The organism is Arthrobacter sp. StoSoilB13 (genome assembly GCF_019977255.1).
Lineage (GTDB): Bacteria > Actinomycetota > Actinomycetes > Actinomycetales > Micrococcaceae > Arthrobacter.
This window is the reverse complement of the sequence record NZ_AP024649.1, coordinates 463571-483228: the sequence shown is the minus strand read 5'-3', so window position 1 is coordinate 483228 and position 19658 is coordinate 463571. Positions and strand designations below refer to the sequence as shown.

17 protein-coding genes and 1 pseudogene are annotated in these 19658 nt (G+C 62.6%); 4 read left to right on the top strand and 14 right to left on the bottom strand.

The features are described from left to right. Positions 1 to 11: 11 nt before the first annotated feature. The 7 genes from LDP01_RS20840 to LDP01_RS20810 all read right to left on the bottom strand — a co-directional run bounded on the left by LDP01_RS20840 (position 12) and on the right by LDP01_RS20810 (position 6823). Positions 12 to 308 (bottom strand): DUF4190 domain-containing protein, encoded by a 297-nt coding sequence (locus tag LDP01_RS20840; protein ID WP_224095062.1) that lies wholly within the window; start codon positions 306 to 308, stop codon positions 12 to 14. Between the two features lie 129 nt (positions 309 to 437). Continuing rightward, on the bottom strand, positions 438 to 1217 hold the full coding sequence (locus tag LDP01_RS20835; protein ID WP_224095104.1) for an enoyl-CoA hydratase: 780 nt from the start codon (positions 1215 to 1217) through the stop codon (positions 438 to 440). Between the two features lie 39 nt (positions 1218 to 1256). Further along, positions 1257 to 2180 carry a 3-hydroxyisobutyrate dehydrogenase gene (gene mmsB / locus LDP01_RS20830; protein WP_224095060.1) on the bottom strand — a complete coding sequence of 308 codons (924 nt, stop codon included), beginning with the start codon at positions 2178 to 2180 and terminating at the stop codon, positions 1257 to 1259. A 71-nt stretch (positions 2181 to 2251) separates the two neighbouring features. After that, entirely contained in the window at positions 2252 to 3322 is a 1071-nt protein-coding gene (locus LDP01_RS20825; protein WP_224095058.1) for an enoyl-CoA hydratase/isomerase family protein, read from the bottom strand. Continuing rightward, entirely contained in the window at positions 3322 to 4821 is a 1500-nt protein-coding gene (locus LDP01_RS20820; RefSeq protein WP_224095103.1) for a CoA-acylating methylmalonate-semialdehyde dehydrogenase, read from the bottom strand. Before LDP01_RS20820 ends, LDP01_RS20825 begins: the two co-directional genes overlap by 1 nt. A 169-nt stretch (positions 4822 to 4990) precedes the next feature. Next, complete coding sequence (locus tag LDP01_RS20815) at positions 4991 to 6388, bottom strand: cryptochrome/photolyase family protein (protein WP_224095056.1); 1398 nt, start codon at positions 6386 to 6388, stop codon at positions 4991 to 4993. A gap of 93 nt (positions 6389 to 6481) precedes the next feature. Beyond that, positions 6482 to 6823, bottom strand: coding sequence for a hypothetical protein (locus LDP01_RS20810; RefSeq protein ID WP_224095055.1), 342 nt, complete (start codon positions 6821 to 6823; stop codon positions 6482 to 6484). Between the two features lie 300 nt (positions 6824 to 7123). On the opposite strand from LDP01_RS20810, the gene LDP01_RS20805 reads away from it, so the two are divergent. Further along, positions 7124 to 9283, top strand: a complete 2160-nt coding sequence (locus LDP01_RS20805) for an amylo-alpha-1,6-glucosidase (protein ID WP_224095054.1) — start codon at positions 7124 to 7126, stop codon at positions 9281 to 9283. A gap of 131 nt (positions 9284 to 9414) precedes the next feature. Here the strand turns inward: LDP01_RS20805 and hxlA are convergent, their stop codons facing one another. Further along, entirely contained in the window at positions 9415 to 10038 is a 624-nt protein-coding gene (hxlA, locus tag LDP01_RS20800) for a 3-hexulose-6-phosphate synthase (protein ID WP_224095053.1), read from the bottom strand. A 110-nt stretch (positions 10039 to 10148) separates the two neighbouring features. Beyond that, positions 10149 to 10739 carry a 6-phospho-3-hexuloisomerase gene (gene hxlB, locus LDP01_RS20795; protein WP_224095052.1) on the bottom strand — a complete coding sequence of 197 codons (591 nt, stop codon included), beginning with the start codon at positions 10737 to 10739 and terminating at the stop codon, positions 10149 to 10151. A gap of 148 nt (positions 10740 to 10887) precedes the next feature. On the opposite strand from hxlB, the gene LDP01_RS20790 reads away from it, so the two are divergent. Then, a complete protein-coding gene (locus tag LDP01_RS20790; protein WP_224095051.1) occupies positions 10888 to 12180 on the top strand; it encodes a helix-turn-helix transcriptional regulator in 1293 nt (430 codons plus the stop codon). An 8-nt stretch (positions 12181 to 12188) separates the two neighbouring features. On the opposite strand, the gene LDP01_RS20785 is transcribed toward LDP01_RS20790, so the two are convergent. From LDP01_RS20785 to LDP01_RS20765, 5 genes and pseudogenes are all read right to left on the bottom strand, one after another. Beyond that, the gene (locus LDP01_RS20785; protein WP_224095050.1) at positions 12189 to 12812 is read right to left on the bottom strand and encodes an MBL fold metallo-hydrolase; all 624 of its coding nucleotides are present in this window, start codon (positions 12810 to 12812) and stop codon (positions 12189 to 12191) included. Then, positions 12812 to 13916, bottom strand: a pseudogene (locus LDP01_RS20780) (S-(hydroxymethyl)mycothiol dehydrogenase). The gene LDP01_RS20785 and the pseudogene LDP01_RS20780 overlap by 1 nt, the downstream one beginning before the upstream one ends. Before the next feature lie 65 nt (positions 13917 to 13981). Beyond that, the gene (locus LDP01_RS20775) at positions 13982 to 14206 is read right to left on the bottom strand and encodes a hypothetical protein (RefSeq protein WP_216922220.1); all 225 of its coding nucleotides are present in this window, start codon (positions 14204 to 14206) and stop codon (positions 13982 to 13984) included. Positions 14207 to 14212: 6 nt separating this feature from the next. Then, complete coding sequence (gene pdxS / locus LDP01_RS20770) at positions 14213 to 15061, bottom strand: pyridoxal 5'-phosphate synthase lyase subunit PdxS (protein ID WP_275965525.1); 849 nt, start codon at positions 15059 to 15061, stop codon at positions 14213 to 14215. A gap of 231 nt (positions 15062 to 15292) precedes the next feature. Further along, positions 15293 to 15973, bottom strand: a complete 681-nt coding sequence (locus LDP01_RS20765; protein ID WP_224095049.1) for a GntR family transcriptional regulator — start codon at positions 15971 to 15973, stop codon at positions 15293 to 15295. A 120-nt stretch (positions 15974 to 16093) separates the two neighbouring features. Here LDP01_RS20765 and purU point away from each other — a divergent pair, with 120 nt between their 5' ends. Further along, entirely contained in the window at positions 16094 to 17008 is a 915-nt protein-coding gene (gene purU / locus LDP01_RS20760; protein ID WP_224095047.1) for a formyltetrahydrofolate deformylase, read from the top strand. A 50-nt stretch (positions 17009 to 17058) separates the two neighbouring features. Beyond that, entirely contained in the window at positions 17059 to 19551 is a 2493-nt protein-coding gene (locus LDP01_RS20755) for a GcvT family protein (RefSeq protein WP_224095045.1), read from the top strand. Positions 19552 to 19658: the final 107 nt, after the last annotated feature.

Below are 19658 nucleotides of genomic sequence, written 5' to 3'. Positions count from 1 at the left end.
TGACCTGCGTCCTACTGGCGGGTCACTGAAAACGAAAAGATGAGAGCCGACACGAGGGCCAGGGCGGCAATACCGTAACCGACAACCAAGGCTGCAATCGCGAAGGGCCGTCCGCGTTCTCCACGTTGCTGGATCTGGTTGAGGGCGACGTGGCCTGCGCCCACAACGAAGACTGCGATGACGGCCATCCCGGCGAAGAACAGACCCACGAGGGCCAGCACTGCCATCGCTGCTGCCACGATGGCTTGGCGGTTGATCGGTTGGACGGATGCTTCCGTTTGGCCGGTTTGAACGATCTCCGTTGACATGTTCTCTCCCCATTTGTCGGTGCCAACGAGTCTATCCTCGCGCATGCCATAACTGCGTTGCGGGGCCCACTCTGCGCGCTTCGCGTCGGATTTGAAGCGCAGAGCAGGCCCCGCAACGTAAAGAAACTCCTAGCGGTGCTTGAACTCGGGCTCCCGCTTCCCGCTGAATGCGGCCATGCCTTCCTTCTGGTCCTCGGTGGCGAACAGCGAGTGGAATACCCGCCGTTCGAAGAGCACTCCCTGGGCCAGACCCATTTCAAAGGCGGCATTGACGGCTTCCTTGGCCACCATGGCCGTGGGCTTGGACTTGGAAGCGATGACCTCGGCGGCTTTCACAGCTTCGTCAATGACTTCAGCTGCGGGGACAATCCTGGACACAAGGCCTGAGCGTTCAGCTTCCTCGGCGTCCATGAAACGGCCTGTCAGGACCATGTCCATCGCTTTGGCCTTCCCCACGGCACGGGTGAGCCGCTGGGAGCCGCCCATGCCGGGGATGACACCCAGGTTGATTTCCGGTTGGCCGAACTTGGCGTTGTCCCCGGCAATGATGAAGTCCGCCATCATCGCCAGTTCGCAGCCACCACCCAGGGCAAAGCCGGAGACGGCAGCAATGACGGGGATCCGGAGCCGGGTGAGGTCCTCCCAGCGGCGGAACCAGTCCGCCGCATACATTTCCATGTAGCTCTTGGAGGACATCTCCTTGATGTCGGCGCCTGCCGCGAACGCCTTGGCGGATCCCGTGATGACCACGGCGCCGATGCCAGGATCGGTGTCCATTGCGGTGACTGCGTCCACAAGTTCGTTCATGAGTGCTGTATTCAGCGCATTCAACGCTTCCGGCCGGTTCAACGTCACCAAACCCACGCGGCCCCGACGTTCCACCAGGATGTTCCCGTACTGCTCCGTCATGCTCTCCCTCTCACTCAACGTCGTCATGTACAGAATCTCTCACACAGACTTGTCGCGTATGTCCGTGATGATGCCTGAGAAGTCGCGTCCGGCACCCTCGCCCGCGGCGTAGGCATCGTAGATCCGGGATGCCAACGGTCCCATTTCCGCTGCAACTCCAGTGCTTTCCAACGCATTGACGGCCAGCCGAAGATCCTTGGCCATCAGTGCCCCCGCAAAACCGGGCTGGTAGTCGCGGTTGGCGGGGCTGGTGGGGACAGGACCGGGAACAGGACAGTTGGTGGTCAGGGCCCAGCACTGTCCGGAGGCGTTGGAAGCGACGTCGAACAGTGCCTGGTGGGTGAGTCCAAGTTTCTCCCCGAGCACGAAGGCCTCTGCGACGGCAATCATGGAAACGCCCAGGATCATGTTGTTGCAGACCTTGGCCGCCTGCCCTGCACCGTGGTCGCCGCAGTGCACGATCCTCTTGCCCATGAGTTCCAGGATGGGTTTGACGGTCTCAAAATCCTCAGGCAAAGCGCCCACCATGAAAGTCAGGGTGCCGGCCTCGGCGCCCACCACGCCACCGGAAACCGGCGCATCCACGGAACGGTGGCCAGCGTCAACAGCAATGACGGCCGCCTCCCGCGCCTCGTCAACGTTGATGGTGGAACAATCCAGGAACAAGGTATCCGGTGCGGCTACTGACAGCAGCCCGGGCCCGTCAACCCCGCGGTACGCATCCAACACGTGCTTGCCGCTAGGCAACATGGTCAACACCACGGCCGCGCCGTCCACGGCTTCCTGCGCCGTGGATGCCATGGGAATTCCGTGGGCCTTGGCGGCCTCGACGGCGGCCGGCACAGGGTCATAACCGATCACATCGTGTCCGGCTTTGATCAGGTTGGCCGCCATAGGCCCGCCCATATGGCCGAGTCCGAGGAAAGCGATGAGTCCCGTTGCCGATGCTGCGTTCTCTGTCATGTCGTCTCCTTCAACTGGCTAACAAACTGGCTGGACAAGCGGCTGGACATGCGGGCTGCACAACCCGGCGGTCACGTGGCGTCAGCGCCCAAGGCGGCGAGCCCCAGCTCGCGGTCGCCGAGCGGCGCAAAGTAGCCCTCGACGTCGGACTCGCGCACCTCAGCCAAAGTGGGAGGCTTCCACTGCGGGTTCCGGTCCTTGTCCACTACCTGTGCACGGATCCCCTCCCGGAAATCAGGCCCGGCCAGGCAGCGCAGTCCCACCCGGTATTCCTGGTCCAGCGCTTCCTCCAGCGACATCCCCGGCACACGCCGCAAGGATGCCAAAGTGACCTTCACAGATGTGGGCGACTTCGTCTCAATGGTGTCGGCCGCAGAAGCTGCCTCGGGGGAAGACTTCCCCAGCGAGCGCAAACTCCGTACGATCTCCTCCGCATCATCATAGGCATAGGCGGCATCGATCAACTCCCGCTGGCCAGCGATGGCCGAGTCCGGCGCCGCCTGGGCAAAACGCCCGACGGCGGCCTCCGCCGTCGAGCTTTCCAGCGCCTCTGCCAGCGCCGCGAGGTTTTCGGACGGCACAAAGTGATCCGCGAGGCCAAGGAACAAGGCATCGGCCCCGGAGAGATGCGCGCCCGTCAGCGCGGCGTGGGTTCCCGTCTCCCCCGGCGAGCGCGACAACAAAAAGGTGCCGCCGACGTCGGGTACGAATCCAATGGTGGTCTCGGGCATGCCGGTGCGCGTCCGCTCAGTAACAATGCGCACCGAGCCGTGCGCCGAAACCCCCACGCCACCGCCCAGCACCAACCCGTCCATGAAGGCGACATAGGGCTTGGGGTAACGGGCAATGAGCGAGTTCAGCCGGTACTCGTCGGCCCAGAACTCCGCCGTTTCCGTTCCGCCGTGCAGCATGTCCTTGTAGATGGCAACAATATCTCCGCCGGCGCACAGCCCGCGGTCGCCAGCGCCGCGCACCAGGACGGTTGCTACGGCGTCGTCGTCAGCCCAGGCAGCCAACTGCTGGAGCATGGCTTTCACCATTCCTGCACTGAGGGCGTTGACTGCCCGGGGCCGGTTGAGCGTCACGATGCCAAGATGGCCGCGGCGCTCAAAGAGAACTTCGTCTGTGTCCAAAGCCCCCATCAGCTACCTGCCGGCATGATGAAGCTGGCGCCCTGTCGAATGCCGGAAGGCCACCGCGACGTCACCGTCTTGGTCTTGGTGTAGAAGCGGAAGGCGTCGGCGCCGTGCTGGTTGAGGTCGCCGAAACCGGATGCCTTCCAGCCGCCGAAGGTGTAGTACGCGATCGGTACAGGAATGGGGACGTTGATGCCCACCATGCCCACTTCGACGCGGCTTGCGAAGTCGCGGGCGGAGTCGCCGTCGCGGGTGAAAATTGCGACGCCGTTGCCAAACTCGTGCTCACTGCAGAGCCTTAGCGCTTCGTCGTAGTCAGCCGCGCGCAGCACGCTGAGGACGGGGCCGAAGATCTCTTCCTTGTAGATCTTCATGTCCTTGGTGACGTTGTCGAAGAGCGTGGGACCAACCCAGAAGCCGCCGTCGTAGCCTTCCACTGTGAGTCCACGGCCATCGGTGACCAGGGTTGCGCCTTCGTCAACGCCGGACTGGATGTAGCCTTCGATTCTTTCCTTCGCGGAGGCAGCAACCACAGGCCCGAAGTCCGAATCCTTGTCCAGGCTGTGGCCGACTTTGAGGTGTTTGACGCGCTCGGTCAGCTTGGCCACCAACGCATCCGCGGTCTGCTGGCCAACGGGAACCGCAACCGAAATCGCCATGCAACGTTCACCGGCGGAACCGTACCCGGCACCAATCAGGGCGTCAGCGGCCATGTCCAGGTCCGCGTCGGGCATGATCACCATGTGGTTCTTTGCCCCGCCGAAGCACTGCGCGCGCTTGCCGTGCGCAGCCGCGGTGGCGTAGATGTACTGGGCGATCGGCGTGGAACCAACGAAGCCAATGGCCTTGACGCGCGGATCCTCAAGCAAGGCGTCGACGGCTTCTTTATCGCCGTTGATCACGTTGAAAACGCCGTTGGGAACACCGGCTTCGCTGTACAGCTCGGCAAGCCGCAACGGAACGGAGGGATCCCGTTCGGAGGGCTTGAGGATGAAAGCGTTGCCGGCTGCGAGCGCGGGGCCCGACTTCCAGAGGGGGATCATGGCGGGGAAGTTGAACGGCGTAATACCGGCAACCACGCCAAGCGGTTGGCGCAGAGAGTGCACGTCAATGCCCTGCCCCGCGTTGTCCGAGAACTCGCCCTTGAGCAGGTGCGGCGCCCCTGCGGAGAATTCGACTACCTCGATGCCGCGCTGGATGTCTCCCTTGGCGTCGGCGAACGTTTTGCCGTGTTCGGAGGACAGGAGCTTTGCGAGCTCGTCCATGTTCTCGTTGACCAAGTCAACAAACTTCAGCAGGATGCGTCCCCGCCGTTGCGGGTTCATCGCCGCCCATTCGAGCTGGCCCTTCTCGGCATTTGCGATCGCGTTGCGGACCTCGTCCGCGCTGGCCAGCGGAAGCCGCGCCTGCACTTCGCCCGTGCAGGGATCGAAGACATCGCTGAACCGGCCGGACGTGCCGTCGATCCTCTGGCCGTCTACGTAGTGTGAAAGCTCGCGCACCATGGTGGAATGCTCCTTTGCATCGTGAATGACTGCCGTGCGGCTGGTTCCAGTAATCGGCAGGAACGCCTCAGCGACTGTGAGCCAGGTCATCTCTGAACCGAATATACTCGGACTTCCTACTAATTTCCAGAGGGGGGTTTTTCGAGCCCTGTCCAACAGCGCTCAGTAGCTAGTGCACCTCTTTGAGTCCCTTGTAGGCATCCAGCGCATCCTGCCGGGTGGTCTTGAGATCCACGATTTCCTCCGGGTAATCCGGTGTGCCGAACTCCTCGATCCAGCGGGCTATGTACTTGCCCTGGGGATCGAATTTGGTGCGTTGGGCCTGCGGATTGAAGATCCTGAAAAACGGCGAAGCGTCCGCCCCTGAGCCCGCCACCCACTGCCAATTCGCAGGGTTGGACGCCGGATCAGCGTCCACCAAGGTGTCCCAGAACCACTGCTCGCCGAGTTGCCAATGAATGCCAAGGTTCTTCACCAGGAAGCTGGCCGCGACCATCCTCACCCGGTTGTGCATCCACCCTGTCTGCCAGAGTTGCCGCTGCCCGGCGTCCACCAAGGGGAAACCCGTGCGGCCCTGCTGCCAGGCGCGAAGCTCCTCTGCTGCAGACTCGTGACCTTCTTGAGCATTCGCGGGGCGGGAGCCATCGCCATCCGGCCAAGCCCACGGGAAGTGGTCGAACTCTTTGCGCAGGTTCGCTGTGGCCAGGTCCGGGTTATGGAAGTACTGGTGCCAACAGAACTCACGCCAGCCGAGTTCGGAGGCGAAAATACCTCTGCTTTCCGAGCTATTGGAAGCCAGGGCATGCCACACCTCGAACGGGCTGAGCTCACCCCAACGCAGGTATGGCGAAAGACAACTGCTGCCATCGACGTCCGGTCGATTACGGCCTTCGCTGTAATTTGCGAGTCCGTCCGCCACGAATTGCCTAAGCCGCTGGTGTCCGGCAGCAGATCCCGGCGTCCATGCCTCCCCCAACCCTGTGGACCAGTCAGGGTTGGTGGGCAACAGGTGCCATGATTCCAACGAATCACCGCCTGTCAGTTCCCCCGCGTAGCCGTGGCCGGAGGCCGGCGCGGCCAACGGGTCCCGGAAGTCCTGCGCTGAAACGGTCCGCCAAAAAGGAGTGAAAACCTTGTACTGCCCGCCGGTCTTGGTGGTGACTTCCCACGGCTCATGAAGCAGGGACGCCTGAAAACTCTCCACATGCATGCCGGCCTCACGAGCCCACGTCTTGATCCCGGCGTCGACCATCCGCTCAGCGGGGCCGTACCGGCGGTTCCAGAACAGCGCGCCGGCGCCGACCGCCGTCGTGATCTCCTGAACAACCGCGGCAGCCGGTCCCCGACGCAACAGCAGCGGTATTCCGAGCGACGCGAGATCGTCCCTCAGCGCGGCCAACGAGTGGTGGAGCCACCAGCGTGCGGCACCGCCGTGCGGCCGGATGCCGGGCGATTCTTCGTCCAGGACGTAGAGTGCCACCGCCGCGCCATCATCAACGGCGGCACGCAAGGCGGGGTTGTCCCTGACCCTCAGGTCGTCGCGGAACCAGGCGATGGACGGCCTCAAATTACTACCCTCTTCCGAATCGGCATACAACTGATGCCCCTGGGAAGGCATCCTAAGGGCATCAGCTGAACAACAAGCCCGAAACTCAGGGGGTTACCTCAATGAGGGAACCGAGTCCTCATTTATTTGGCTGAATTCGGGGGCACTGGTGTCGGTTTCAGTCCAGACGGGAACACTGTTCATCACGTAGTCCCTGGCTGCGGGACCCACCATGTTCAGGCCGGAGTAGATGCGCTGGCCATGATTCTTCCTTGCGCGCAATCCTTCAAGTTCAAGGGCGGTCCTGAAAGCGGAATCGGGAATGGGCACTTTGCGTCCGAGGACGCACCAACTGATGTAGAGGCCGTAGAGGGTGTCGAAATCCAGACCCTGCTCGGTGTCGTCGTCAAACACCACACAGTCACTGAGGAAACTACTGATTTGGGTGTCGGTCATTGCGGGGCCTCCGGTGGCGGAAGTAAAAACGGGCCGCCGGGCTGCATCAGCGAATGTCCTGTTCACCCACTATAGTCCTCCTGAGGTTCGCCTGTACCGGAAAGTAGGTTAACTCTGGATGCATTCTCTGCAGCGACACCGTCAAACGAACCTTCAACCCTCTGGTGCCCACCGCCGCATCGGCGTAGCTTCGGATACGTCCACACATGCGGCTGCACACCGGCCTCTCGGGCGAGCCAGGCAACGGTTTGCGTGGGCACTGTGGCTGATTGACTGTTCCGCTGATTGGAAGGCACAGACGTGGCTGGATGGAATGCCGATACTGCCGCCGGGCCCCTTGGTTCCGGCACGGTCACGCTGGTGGAAGGCTCGTCCTTCTGCATTTCTGCCGCCAACGGAGACATCCGCCCTGAGCTACCGCAGGGTGTGTTCCACCTGGACACCCGGATCCTCTCCAAGTGGGAATTGACGGTCAACGGACAACCACTTGAGCCACTGGCCGCGGAGACCAAGGAACCTTACCGGGCGCTCTTTGCCTCCCGGGTGCCCCGTTCCGACGGATACGCGGACAGTCCGCTGCTGGTGGAGCGGCTGCGCGAGGTCGGGGCCGGAATCCTGGAAAAGATCACAGTCCGGAACTACTCCACCAAAGCGGCGGATTGCCGGATCCTGCTGACGGTCGAATCTGACTTCGCTGACCTCTTTGAGGTGAAGGAGGCCAGGATTACCCGCCACTGGACCGAGACCCGTCTTCCTGAAGGCAATTCCCTGGAAATTCGCGGCAAATGGGAGGGTTTCCGAAAAAGCGTCGTCATCCAGGCTGAAGGTGCGGGCGCCGGAGCAAAGGCCTTGGGCTTCACCGCGAAAATTCCCCCTTTTGGGAGCTGGAGTACCCGCGTGAGCGTGGTGCCCACTGTTGATGGAGCCGGCACGCCGGTGCCGTTCACCCATCCAGCCCAGGGTGAGCTCTCCCCCAGCGACAGGCGCAGGCAGGAGTGGGTAGCCAGGATCCCTGCCTTGCAAATCAGCAACCACTCCATCGAAAGCACCCTCCGCCGCAGCTATGAGGACCTGGGCGCCCTCCGGATCCAGGACCCGGAACATCCAGACAGGGTGGTGGTTGCTGCCGGCGCGCCGTGGTTCATGACGCTGTTTGGCCGCGACTCGCTGTGGGCTTCGGAAATGGCCCTGCCGGTGGACCCGTCACTGGCCTTGGGCACCCTGCGAACGTTGGCCGACCGCCAGGGAACGGTGGTGGATCCGGTCAGCGAGGAAGAACCGGGCAAGATCCTCCACGAGGTGAGGCTCGACGTCTCCAGCGGCCTCGCTCTCGGCGGAAAGTCCGCGTACTACGGCAGCGTTGATGCAACCCCACTCTTCGTGGTTGTCCTGGGATCGGTCAGCCGCTGGGGATTCTCCAAGGACACCATCGCCGCCCTCCTGCCGAACGCCGACCGCGCCCTTGAGTGGATCCGTGATTACGGCGACCGGGACGGCGACGGCTTCGTGGAGTACGCGCGGCCCAACGAGCACGGGCTCATCAACCAAGGATGGAAGGACTCCTGGGACGGCATCAACTTTGCCGATGGCACCCTCGCTGAACCGCCCTTGGCGCTGTGCGAAGTCCAGGCGTACGTGCACGGCGCCTATACGTCGCGGGCCTGGATGGCGTACGACGCCGGCGACCTCACCTTGGCTGCAGAACTTCAGGAACGCGCTGATCGCCTCAAGCAGAAGTTCAACGAAGAGTTTTGGCTTCCGGACAAGGGCTATTATGCCGTTGCATTGGACCGCGACAAGCGGCCTGTGGACGCATGCGCCTCCAACATGGGCCACACCATGTGGTTTGGCTTGATGGATGAGGACAAGGCCCCCTCTGTTGTGGAGCACCTGATGTCCCCGGAGATGTTCAGTGGTTGGGGAATCCGGACGTTGGCAAGCAACATGGGCGCCTACAACCCGGCCAGTTACCACAACGGCTCAGTCTGGCCGCACGACAATGCGTTGATTGTCCAAGGACTGCTGCGGTACGGATTTGTGGAAGAAGCACAACGGATTGCCACAGCCTTGCTGGAAGCCGCCGAGTATTCAGGCGGCCGGCTCCCGGAACTCTTCTGCGGATTCGACCGGAAACAATTCAGCGAACCAGTTCCGTATCCAACCGCCTGCTCACCCCAGGCATGGGCTGCCACAACGCCCATTCAGCTGGTGATGGGCCTCATGCGCTACGACGCCCACATATCGTTGGGCGGCGTCTGGCTGGATCCTGTTTTGCCGCCGTCCTTCGGAGACCTCCACATCGGCAACGCCCCCATGGGAAGTGACCGCATCACCATCGACATTGTCGGCTCGAAGCCCACGGTCCAAGGCCTGCCGGAGGGCTTGACGTTCCGCCATGCGCAGCGGCCTTGGCTCACGGAGCTACTGGAACAAGCACACCTACGGGGCCCGGAAACCTGAGGTCCGACAAAACTGAGGGCCGGAAATGTGGGGCCCATGTGGGGCCCAAAAAAGCGAGCCGCCCGGAAAGTCCCTTTGAAAGGGTACTTTCCGGGCGGCTTCAAGCGGGTTCAGTGAGTGGGCAACAGGCCTTACTGGATGGCTGCTTTGAGTTCCTTGGCGGCCAGTTCCGGATCAAGGGCGCTGTAGATGGCGCTACCGGCCACGGCTACGTCGGCACCGGCCAACTGCACGGCCTGGATGGTGGAGAGGTTGACGCCGCCTGCAACCGAGAACGGTACACGGGCTTCTTCACCGGCGTTAAGGAGTCCGCGAAGATCGAAGCCGGGCTGGGCTTGCTCGTCCAGGCCGGCGTGGAATTCGATGAACTTGGCCCCGAGAGCGCGGGCTTCCTTCGCACGGGTGACCTTGTCGGCAACGCCGATCAGGTCAACCACGATGCCCTTGTTGTGCGTCTGGGCTGCCTTGACTGCACCTGCAATGGTGGAGTCGTCTGCCGTTCCGAGCACTGAGACGAGGTCGGCGCCGGCCTTGAAGGCGATGTCGGCTTCGAGTTCTCCAGCGTCCATGGTCTTCATGTCGGCGAAGACGATCTTGGTGGGGTGTGCTTCCTTGATCGCGGTCACCGCGGAGAGGCCCTCTGCCTTGATCAGCGGCGTGCCCAGTTCGATGATGTCAACGTGCTCGGCGACTTTGCCGGCCAGGTCCAGGGCTGCCTCGGTGGTGAGGAGGTCAAGTGCGACTTGGAGTTTCATAGTGTTCTTACTTTCTTTGTGGGTTGTGTTGAGTTGGTGCGGTCCCAAGTAGGTAGCAGCAGAGCCCCTTTTGAGCGTCCATAACGGCCTCTGCTGCTACTTAGTTGGGCTTACTCGAGGTTGGCGTGACGCAGCCAGAGCTGTTCAGCGGGTTCGTCGGCGGCGTCCCAGAGGGTCTGGAAAACCGACTCCGTGGCGAGGAACAGCGCCTGCTCGAAAAGGCTGCCGGAGTACTGGCGCGAAATATTTGAACCGTGGTCCGTCTTTTGGGCCGCCGGGATAATCACCAAAGCGTCGGCCAGCCCGGCCAAGGGCGAGTCTGCATTGGTGGTGATGGCTGCAACCTGTGCACCTGCTTCAAGTGCGGTCTGGGCGGCCTTGACCACACCGGACGTCGTACCTGAACCGGATGCAACCACCAGGAGGTCTCCGGAACTGATGGCTGGCGTGGTGGTGTCACCGGCGACATGGACGGTCAGGCCGAGGTGCATCAGCCTCATGGCCGCCATCCTGAGGACCAGGCCGCTGCGCCCTGCTCCTGCAAGGAACACACGTCCGGCACCCTTGATCCTGTCCGCAAGATGGGCCAACTGGGCGTAGTCAATGCCGGAGGTAGTGTCAGCGACTTCGCCCAGGATCAGGGATACATTGCCGGCTACGTCCGCGCTCGTGGCCGTTGCTGTTTCTGCGGTGACGTTCACATTCACTCCTTCGTGGATAGGTGCTCAAGCCTTTCGGGCCTATAGACAAGTCTTCCGGGCAGTTCGGGTAGGGGGAACGCCGAAAACGAGCAGTTCATACCACCCTTTTGGGTAGTTAACGTGGCTCCTCTTCGTTTAGGCTGCATCCATGACCCAGCTGGCAGAGACCAAACGCCGCCCGGATAGCGGATCCCTTCCGTGGCAACTTCTGGACGCCATCGCAGATATCGTGCAAGCACCCCTGATGCGTATTGCAGAGAGCCTGCGTGGCGCCCTTGCACCCTTCATCAAATGCAGCGCCCTGGTGATCTTTACCGAGGACTGCACGGGCCGGCCGCAAAAGAAGGCGGGCGAGGAAAGCATTGTCAGCAGGGTTTCCATCCCGGAACTGGACCGTGTAAGGGCCGTGATTCCAGGCGGTGGCCCCTGGCGGGGCAAGGCTGTTGTCGCCGGGAAAGAGCGGGAGGTATTGGCCTTGGGCTATGCGCCCAGCAACGCCCTCCTGGTCCTCACGGATCCTGTCGAAGGCCAGACAGAAGATGCCGGGCGTGTCCTCTCCTACCTTTGGCGGCTCACTGCGGCCCGTATCCAGGAGAAGGTCTCTGACGCGCCGCCGTCGTACCTTCTGGAATCCCGCGCCGCATCAGCGGAGCGGATCCGCGTAACTGCCGAGTTGGTGGATCAACACTCCACCACATTGGAAACCGTGCTCGCGGCGTTGAGGTCCAACTCCATGGACGACCACGCGGCCCGTACAGCCGTCACAGACATGACCGTCAAGGCCCTGATCAGCCTGCGGACCTTGAACGACCGCACCAGTGATCTTGTGGAGGAGCCGGTGAGCACGGCGTTCGAAAGGCTTCGCGAGGACCTCCGGCCGCTGATGCACTTCAGCAACATCGATATCCAGTTCATCGAACCGCCTGCGAATGGCAGGGCGTTGCCGGGGGAAGTAGCCCACGCCGCCCGCGCCGTGGTTCGAGGCCTGGTCCTGGCCATCGCCGAGCAACCTGACGTGCATCGTGTCCGGGCACAGTGGGACTGCGACGGCGAGAACCTGCTCATCAACGTCCGTGACGATGGCAGGGGCGAGCTATCCCCCGAGGCCCCCAACATCGAACGCCTGCGCCAACGCGTGCAAGCCGTTAACGGCAGGATGAGCCTGGACGTCATGCAGGGCTGGGGAGCCGACATCTCTGTTGTATTGCCGTTGGATGCACCATCAGCTCCGGCAGGGGACGTCGCGGCGTGGGGCCTTGCGGCGAGGGAGTTGGAAGTCCTGCAATTGCTGGCGGCCGGCCAACGTAACCGGGCCATCGCCGCTGAACTCAATGTCAGCGAAAATACTGTGAAATTTCATATCCGGAATCTCTTCCGGAAGCTCGATGTCCGGTCCCGCACTGAGGCCATCGCTTTGGCGCACAGTGCGGGACTCCGGTAGTCGGCCGCTTAGTCCTGCTTTAGGAGGGCCAGCGTCCCGCGCTCGGCTCCGATGGTGGTGTTGTCCCCGTGCCCGGTACGCACCACCGTGTGGGCGGGCAGGGTCAGGAGGCGTTCCCGGATGGATGCCAGGATGGTGGGGTAATCGCTGTAGGACCGCCCGGTTGCTCCCGGACCACCGTTAAACAGGGTGTCTCCGGTGAAGACCGTGTCCTGTTCCTCCAGCAGGAAGCACGTGGACCCGGGCGAGTGGCCGGGTGTGTGGATGGCCCGCAATTCAGCTCCAGCGACCGTGAAAACGTCGCCGTCGCTGAGGTACTTGTCCGGCGTGGTGTCCGGATAGACCTGCTCCCACAACACCAGGTCCTCGGGATGCAGGTAGATGGGCGCTTGAACGGCGTCAGCGACCTCCCGAACGGCCCCAATATGGTCGTTGTGGGCGTGGGTCAGCAGGATGGCCAGGACTTTGCGGCCCTGCACCTGCTCGATGATGGCCTGGGCATCGTGCGGGGCATCGATGATGACGCATTCCTGCTCATCCCCAACAATCCAGACGTTGTTGTCCACGTCCCAGGTGCCGCCGTCGAGCGAAAACGCTCCGGAGGTGACCCGGTTCTCTACGGTGACGGCCATCAGAGCGCCACCGCCGGTTCGATTTCCACTACGGAGCGAAGGACTTTGCCCTCCTGCATCCGGGCGAAGGCTTCCTCCACCTGGTCGATCGTGATGCGTTCGGTCACGAAGGCGTCCAGGTTCAGGTTGCCCTGCTTGTAGTGCTCCACCAGCATCGGGAAGTCGCGCGAAGGCAGGCAGTCGCCGTACCAGGAGGACTTCAAGGAACCGCCGCGGCCGAAGACATCCAGCAGCGGCAACTCCAGCGTGGCGGCGGGCGAAGGAACGCCGACCAAAACAACGCGGCCTGCGAGGTCGCGGGCATAGAAAGCCTGCTTGTACGTCTCGGGACGTCCGACGGCGTCAATCACCAGGTCTGCGCCGTTGCCTCCCGTCAGGGCCCGGATAGCTTCTACCGGATCTTCGATGCTGGAGTTCACTCCGTGGGTGGCTCCCAAGGACTTGGCCATGTCCACCTTGTTGGCATCGATATCCACGGCAATGATGGTGGTGGCACCGGCCAACTTGGCGCCGGCGATCGCGGCAATGCCTACGCCGCCGCACCCGATGACGGCCACGGACTCACCACGCTTGACCTCACCGGTATTGATGGCCGCACCGATGCCGGCCATCACGCCGCATCCCAGCAGACCCACTGCGGCGGGATCAACCGAATCATCTACCTTGGTGCATTGACCCGCAGCCACGAGGGTCTTCTCGGCGAAGGCGCCGATTCCCAGTGCGGGCGAAAGCTCAGTGCCGTCCTCCAGCGTCATCTTCTGCGTAGCGTTGTGGGTGTTGAAGCAGTACTGCGGCTGGCCCTTGGCGCAGGCACGACATTGACCGCACACCGCACGCCAGTTCAGGATGACCCTGTCTCCGGGGGCAACATCCGTGACATCCGGGCCCACCGCGCTGACCACGCCTGTGGCCTCGTGGCCCAGAAGGAACGGGAAATCGTCCGAGATGCCACCCTGCTGGTAGTGCAGATCGGTGTGGCACACACCGCAGGTGAGGATATCCACCAACGCCTCACCCGGCCCCTGGATCCGGCACCAGGATGGTCTCCAACGTGACGGGAGCGTTCTTTTCCTTGGCGATGACAGCTTTTACTTTGTGAACCACGATCGGTTCCTTTCTCGGGTCGCGGAGAACTGGCAGTAGTTTGGATCAGGCACGGACGACAATCATCACACCCACACCTGATAACCGGTTGACTTATCGAACAGCCTCCTTGTGGATGCCCCGGCAGCTGCGATCCAAAGGACGGAGTCGTCGTCGGACGCCTGCTCAACCACGCCGGTCATGACAAGGTCGTCCGAGAGCCAGACCTCCACAGTATGGCCTGTTAACTGTGCCCAGTCCTTGCGCAGGCCGCGCCCGGTGATTGTCCTGTCCGGTTTCGCCCCCAACATCGCACGTCACCAGCCGCGTTCTGCCAGGCGGTGGGGCTGCGGGATTTCGTCGACGTTGATGCCGACCATCGCTTCGCCCAGGCCGCGGGAGACTTTGGCGATCACATCGGGATCGTCATAGTAGGCGGTGGCCTTCACGACGGCGGCAGCGCGCTCAGCGGGGTTGCCGGACTTGAAGATGCCGGAGCCAACGAACACGCCGTCGGCGCCGAGCTGCATCATCATTGCAGCATCAGCCGGGGTTGCAATGCCACCGGCAGTGAACAGCACCACGGGGAGCTTGCCCGTGGCAGCCACTTCCTTGACCAGCTCGTACGGGGCCTGCAGCTCCTTGGCCGCAACATACAGCTCGTCCTCGGGAAGGGCGGCAAGCTTGGCGATCTCGGAACGGATCTTGCGCATGTGCCCGGTGGCGTTGGAAACATCGCCGGTGCCGGCTTCGCCCTTGGAACGGATCATCGCCGCGCCCTCGTTGATGCGGCGCAGGGCCTCACCGAGGTTGGTGGCGCCACAGACGAAGGGAACGGTGAAGTTCCACTTGTCGATGTGGTTGATGTAGTCGGCCGGGGTCAGGACCTCGGACTCGTCGATGTAGTCCACGCCGAGGGACTGCAGGACCTGGGCTTCGACGAAGTGGCCGATGCGGGCCTTGGCCATGACCGGGATGGACACGGCGGCGATGATCTGATCGATCATGTCGGGATCGGACATGCGGGACACGCCGCCCTGGGCGCGGATGTCGGCGGGTACGCGCTCGAGCGCCATGACGGCGACGGCACCGGCGTCCTCGGCGATACGGGCCTGCTCGACGTTAACGACGTCCATGATGACGCCGCCCTTGAGCATCTCCGCCATGCCCCGCTTGACGCGGCCCGAGCCAGTGAGCGTGATGTGTTCGAACGGGCGTGGTGTAAAGGTCACGTGATACTCCAAGGGACTGAAGCCTGCGATTCATCACAAGCTCCCGGAACTGCACGCCCGGCCAAGAGCCAGGAGAACACCTGATATCCGGGTGATATATTAGTTAGAGTTCAGTATGCAATCGCCGAAGCCGGGAGTCAATCCCGGATCGCGCCAGGCAAATTCCTATGCTGCGAAAAGTGCCGTGCGGACGGCGTGCTCAAAGCCCGTGACGTGCGCCTTTGCAAGCTCCGCGGCCTTCTCCTCATCACCATCGATGACCGCGCGCAGGAGGTCCAGGTGTTCGCGGACGTGATGCTCAAGGTCCGGTAGCCGATCCAGGACCATGCACCAAATTCGGGTGGCCAGGTTGTCATAGCGGATCAGGACATCCTCGAGATGTGGATTCGCCGCGGCCGCGTAAATGCCTTGGTGGACGCTGGCATCCAGGCGCAGGGTCTCCACTACGGAGGCACCGGCAACATCGAAGTCCTCCACGGCCTTCATGACGTCCCGCAGATGCTGCCTCGTAGCCGCAGAAGCCACGCGCGCCGCGCGTGCCGCGGCCAGTGGCTCCAGTTGGGTGCGGATCTCTGAAATAAAGGCCAGGTCAGTCACGTCCACTCGGGTGGCAAAGGTGCCCCGGCGCGGATAAGTGACCACCAGGCGATCCAGTTCCAACCGCTTCAAGGCTTCGCGCACGGGAGTGCGCCCAATCCCGAGGTCCTTCGCCAACTGGTCATCATTGAGGAGATCCCCGGGCTTGATGTCCAGCATCAGGAGCCGGTCGCGCAAACGCTCATACGCGACGTCGGCCAAGGATTTCCTGCTGGTATCGTCCGAGATTGCCAGAGTTCCAAATGCCACAGTGCCAGCCCTTTCCGCAGTTCCCGAAAACCTATTGACCTGTCCTTGAGACCAGTATACGCTGATTCCCAATCCTAATATATCAGTACGGGACTCAAGAATATATCTAAAGGAGGAGACATGACCCTCGTGGCGACAGACTCACCAACCAGCATCCTGCCCCAGCCAGCAGCGCTCAATGACGAGCAGGCTCAGAAGTTCGTACTCACATTGTCGTGCGTCGAGCGCGCCGGAATCGTGCAGGCGGTCACAACCTTCCTGTTTGAGCGCGGCTTCAACATTGACGAACACCAGCAGTTCGACGACGGCATCCGCCAGACGCTGCACCTTCGCACCGCCTTTTCCGGCTCCCCCGAATACTCGGCGGACCGGCTTGAGGAAGAGTTCAGTGCAATCGCTGACCGCTTCGACATGAAATTCAGCTTCCATGACCAGACCAAGAAGCGCGTGCTGGTCATGGTGTCCAAGTTTGGACACTGCCTCAACGATCTCATCTTCCGCTGGCGCGGCGGCAGCCTGGGCGGAGACCTCGTAGCTGTTGTTTCAAACCACGAGACCCACCGCGCCATGGCCGAGGCAGCCGGACTGCCCTTCATCCACATCCCGGTCACGCCTGACACCAAGGCCGAGGCGGAGCAGAAGCTCCTGGAACTCGTGGATGAGTACAAGGCCGACCTGGTGGTGCTTGCCCGCTACATGCAGGTCCTCTCCGATAACCTGTGCCGCTCCCTCGAGGGCCGGGCCATCAATATCCACCACTCGTTCCTGCCCGGATTCAAGGGCGCCCGCCCCTACCACCAGGCCTATGATCGTGGCGTGAAGCTTGTTGGAGCAACCGCGCACTATGTCACGGCAGACCTCGACGAGGGCCCGATCATCGAGCAGGAAGTCATCCGCGTGGACCACAGCTACGGCCCCAACGCGCTCTCAACGGTGGGCCAGGATGCTGAAGCACTGGCACTGTCCAGGGCTGTCCGCTGGCACTGCGAACACCGCGTGCTGCTGGACCAGACCAGCACAGTCGTCTTCCGGTAAGACACCCTCCCCACCGTCCACACACACGAACTTCAGCAGGAGAAACTTTCATGACATCGACGCCTCGCATTGTCATCATCGGCGCTGGGATTGTCGGCACCAACCTCGCCGACGAACTGGTCACCCGCGGTTGGAACAACATCACCGTCCTGGACCAGGGGCCGCTGAACATGCCCGGAGGGTCCACGTCCCACGCACCGGGCCTGGTCTTCCAGACGAACCCTTCCAAGTCCATGGCACTGTTCGCCAAGTACACGGTGGAAAAGCTGCTCTCACTCACCGAAGACGGCCAGAGCTGCTTCAACCAGGTGGGAGGCCTGGAAGTCGCGACTACAGAGACCCGCCTGGCTGACCTGAAGCGCAAGCTCGGCTACGCACAGTCGTGGGGCATCGACGGCAAGATCCTCTCCCGCGAGGAATGCAAGGAGCTCTACCCCCTGATCAACGAGGAAGACATCCTTGGTGGCCTTCACGTTCCCACCGACGGCCTGGCCTTGGCCGCCCGCGCGGTCCAGCTGCTGATCAAGCGGACCGAAGCTGCCGGAGTCAAGTACCTCGGCAACACCGAAGTCACGGGAATTGAGCAGTCCGGCCGACGCGTCACCGGCGTCCAGACCGCCGATGGCGTCATCCCCGCCGACATTGTGGTTTCCTGCGCCGGCTTCTGGGGTGCGAAAATCGGCGAGATGATCGGTATGTCCGTACCGCTCCTCCCGCTGGCCCACCAATATGTAAAAACGACGCCGGTTCCCGCCCAGAAGGGCAAGAACGAACTACCCAACGGCGCCCAGCTGCCCATCCTCCGCCACCAGGACCAGGATCTCTATTACCGCGAGCACGGCGAGCGCTACGGAATCGGCTCCTACGCACACCGCCCCATGCCTGTGGATCTTGACGAGCTGGGCAGCTACGAGCCCAGCAGCATCAGCGAACACAACATGCCTTCGCGCCTTGACTTCACCCTTGAGGACTTCCTCCCCGCGTGGGAAGCAACCAAGCAGATCCTGCCGGCACTGCGCGAAAGTGAGATCGAGGATGGCTTCAACGGCATCTTCTCCTTCACCCCGGACGGCGGCTCCCTGGTGGGCGAATCCAAGGAGCTCGATGGCTTCTTCGTCGCCGAAGCCGTGTGGGTGACCCACTCTGCCGGCATCGCCCGCGCCGTTGCCGAGGTACTGGTTGACGGCAAGTCGCAGATCGACCTTGGAGACTGCGACATCCACCGCTTCGAAGAGGTCCAGCTGACGCCTGAATACGTCAGCGAAACTTCGCAGCAGAACTTCGTGGAAATCTACGATGTCCTGCACCCGCTCCAGCCCAAGCTCTCCCCCCGCAACCTTCGCGTCAGCCCGTTCCACGCCCGCCACAAGCAGTTGGGTGGCTACTTCCTTGAGGGTGGCGGATGGGAGCGCCCGTACTGGTTCGAGGCCAACGCTGAACTTTTGAAGGAAATGCCTGACGAGTGGCAGCCGCCTGCCCGCGACGCCTGGTCCGGAATGTTCAGCTCGCCGATTGCTGCCGCCGAGGCGTGGAAGACACGCACGGCCGTGGCGATGTACGACATGACGCCGCTCAAGCGCCTTGAAGTCAGCGGCCCGGGCGCCCTGAAACTGCTGCAGGAACTCACCACGGGAGACCTGGCCAAGAAGCCGGGCGCTGTGACCTACACGCTGCTCCTGGATGAGGCCGGTGGAATCCGAAGCGATATCACCGTGGCCCGCCTCAGTGAGGACACGTTCCAGTTGGGTGCCAATGGCAACATTGACACCGCCTACTTTGAGCGCGCTGCCCGTCACCAGACTGAAAACGGCAGCGCCGGCGATTGGGTCCAGGTTCGGGACACCACCGGTGGCACTTGCTGCATCGGCCTGTGGGGTCCGCTGGCCCGCGACCTCATGAGCAACGCCAGCAGCGACGACTTCACTAATGACGGCCTGAAGTACTTCCGTTCCAAGCAGGTCACCATCGGCGGCGTCACCGTTACCGCCATGCGGCTTTCCTACGTTGGTGAACTGGGCTGGGAGCTTTACACCAGCGCGGACAACGGCCAGCGCCTGTGGGATGCGCTCTGGAAGGCCGGCCAGCCGTTCGGCGTCATTGCCGCAGGACGCGCCGCCTTTAGCGCACTGCGCCTCGAAAAGGGCTACCGCTCGTGGGGCAGTGACATGACCACGGAGCACGACCCCTTCGAAGCAGGCCTCGGCTTCGCCGTAAAGATGGCCAAGGAGAACTTCGTCGGCAAGGCCGCCCTTGAGGGACGCACGGAGGAAAGCTCGGCACGGCGCTTGCGCTGCTTGACGGTCGACGACGGCCGTAGCCTTGTGCTGGGCAAGGAGCCTGTGTTCTACAAGGACCAAGCGGTCGGCTACGTCACCAGCGCCGCCTACGGCTACTCGGTGAAGAAGCCAATTGCGTACGCGTACCTTCCTGCCGCTGTTTCGATTGGTGATTCCGTAGAGATCGAATACTTCGGACGCCGTATCCAGGCGACAGTCACCCAGGACCCGCTGTACGACCCCACCATGAGCAGGCTCCGCGGCTAAGGCCTGGCGGACGCTTCAGTTAGCCAGCGGCCCGGACTCATCCCCTCGCAACGGGGTCCGGGCCGCTGTCTTACCCGTTCTACTTCAGCCCGGCCTTACTTCGTCAA

Excerpts from the sequence above, each read along its gene's own strand:
- LDP01_RS20785 (WP_224095050.1), bottom strand. The coding sequence starts at position 12,812 with ATGGCCGTCACCGTAGAGAACCGGGTCACCTCCGGAGCGTTTTCGCTC.
- LDP01_RS20810 (WP_224095055.1), bottom strand. The coding sequence starts at position 6,823 with ATGACCGACACCCAAATCAGTAGTTTCCTCAGTGACTGTGTGGTGTTT.
- hxlA (WP_224095053.1), bottom strand. The coding sequence starts at position 10,038 with ATGAAACTCCAAGTCGCACTTGACCTCCTCACCACCGAGGCAGCCCTG.
- purU (WP_224095047.1), top strand. The coding sequence starts at position 16,094 with ATGACCCTCGTGGCGACAGACTCACCAACCAGCATCCTGCCCCAGCCA.
- pdxS (WP_275965525.1), bottom strand. The coding sequence starts at position 15,061 with ATGGCGGAGATGCTCAAGGGCGGCGTCATCATGGACGTCGTTAACGTC.
- LDP01_RS20820 (WP_224095103.1), bottom strand. The coding sequence starts at position 4,821 with ATGGTGCGCGAGCTTTCACACTACGTAGACGGCCAGAGGATCGACGGC.
- LDP01_RS20825 (WP_224095058.1), bottom strand. The coding sequence starts at position 3,322 with ATGGGGGCTTTGGACACAGACGAAGTTCTCTTTGAGCGCCGCGGCCAT.
- LDP01_RS20835 (WP_224095104.1), bottom strand. The coding sequence starts at position 1,217 with ATGACGGAGCAGTACGGGAACATCCTGGTGGAACGTCGGGGCCGCGTG.
- LDP01_RS20775 (WP_216922220.1), bottom strand. The coding sequence starts at position 14,206 with ATGTTGGGGGCGAAACCGGACAGGACAATCACCGGGCGCGGCCTGCGC.
- LDP01_RS20840 (WP_224095062.1), bottom strand. The coding sequence starts at position 308 with ATGTCAACGGAGATCGTTCAAACCGGCCAAACGGAAGCATCCGTCCAA.
- LDP01_RS20790 (WP_224095051.1), top strand. The coding sequence starts at position 10,888 with ATGACCCAGCTGGCAGAGACCAAACGCCGCCCGGATAGCGGATCCCTT.
- LDP01_RS20755 (WP_224095045.1), top strand. The coding sequence starts at position 17,059 with ATGACATCGACGCCTCGCATTGTCATCATCGGCGCTGGGATTGTCGGC.
- mmsB (WP_224095060.1), bottom strand. The coding sequence starts at position 2,180 with ATGACAGAGAACGCAGCATCGGCAACGGGACTCATCGCTTTCCTCGGA.